The sequence below is a fragment of the Streptomyces sp. SID3343 genome (assembly GCF_009865215.1).
In the GTDB taxonomy this organism is placed as follows: domain Bacteria; phylum Actinomycetota; class Actinomycetes; order Streptomycetales; family Streptomycetaceae; genus Embleya.
The window spans coordinates 1-1,165 of sequence record NZ_WWJX01001399.1 but is presented as its reverse complement, the minus strand read 5'-3'; the positions used below and the strand labels follow the sequence as shown (position 1 = coordinate 1,165).

Genomic DNA, 1,165 nt, shown 5'->3' with positions numbered 1-1,165 from the left:
ACCGTCCACCTCGGCCTCGTCGTGATCGTGGACGGTGACCACCCCGGGATGGTTCAGCCCACCCGCCGCCCGCGCCTCGGCGAGAAACCGCCGCCGAGCGACCGGATCGTGGGCAAGGGCGGGATCCAGCATCTTGACCGCGACCTCACGGCCGAGCCGGGTGTCCCGCGCCCGATACACCCGTGCCATCCCGCCCCGCCCGAGCAGCGGCCCCATCTCGTAACGCCCGACGTCCATGCCCAGCCGCCCCCGACCTCACGCGCGGCCACACTGCTCCACCCAGGAACACCCGACGCGCCCCCATGGTGCCACCCGAGCGGACTGCGGGGAGGGTGATCGCGACCGCCCTCCACCCTGGAAGCGCACTTCGAGCCCCGACACGGCCCGGGATGACGTCGACCGTCCGAGAAGTCCGACTCCTCGGACGGCCGACGTCATCCCGCGCGGGTCCGCGCAGGTCATCGGTGGCGGGCGAAGATCTCCCGGATCGAGGTCAGTGCCGCGGCCCGGGCGGCTTCGTTCTCGTACCGATTCGAGGTGGCGCGTTCTTCGACGATCGCCTCGGGGGTGAATTCGCCGTCGAGCCGGTAGTTGGCGAGGCAGTAGGTGAATCCGGACTCGGCGTACGGGTCCAGGTCCTCTCGGGCGCAGTAGGCCAGAAAGCCTTCGGCCGGTCGCCATTGCTCGCCGTCGAACCAGAACACACCGCCGGCGTAGTGGATCGTCTCTGCCGTGTCCGGGTCCGTGAGGTTCAGGGATTCGTAGTTCTCGGGGCGGTTGCGCACCAGCCGGACGAGGTCTTCGGGGACGCCGCGGTACAGCGACTCCTGGTCGGCGTAGGTGCCCTCGGCGAAGAGGTTCAAGTCCGTCTCGTGGTCGAACGTCAGTAGCAACGCCCGCTTGTCCGGCGTGAAGTACCACACGGTCGACTGCCCGCCTCCGTCGTTCCAGGCGAAGCGTTCCGCAGTCTCGACCGCCACCGGCGCGATGCCGGTGATCTCGTCGACGATCGCGGCGCGTCGGCGCAACTCGTCGATCGGTATCGCCGCGAGGGTGTCTCGGATGTGATCGCTCATCGGCACAGGCTAAGCGCGGCGTCGCGAGAGCTGCGCGGTGGCCGGTGGGTGGGCGTGGTCGCGCCTGCGGATTTTTGGGGACGGGGTGG

At 69.6% G+C, this 1,165-nt stretch carries 1 protein-coding gene and 1 pseudogene; both read right to left on the bottom strand.

Annotated features, from left to right (window positions below; genetic code table 11):
• Window positions 1-237, bottom strand: a pseudogene (locus GT354_RS44535) (serine/threonine protein kinase); the annotation flags it as partial.
• 221 nt (window positions 238-458) lie between these two features.
• The gene (locus tag GT354_RS44530; RefSeq protein WP_161362952.1) at window positions 459-1,076 is read right to left on the bottom strand and encodes a hypothetical protein; all 618 of its coding nucleotides are present in this window, start codon (window positions 1,074-1,076) and stop codon (window positions 459-461) included.
• Window positions 1,077-1,165 lie beyond the last annotated feature (89 nt).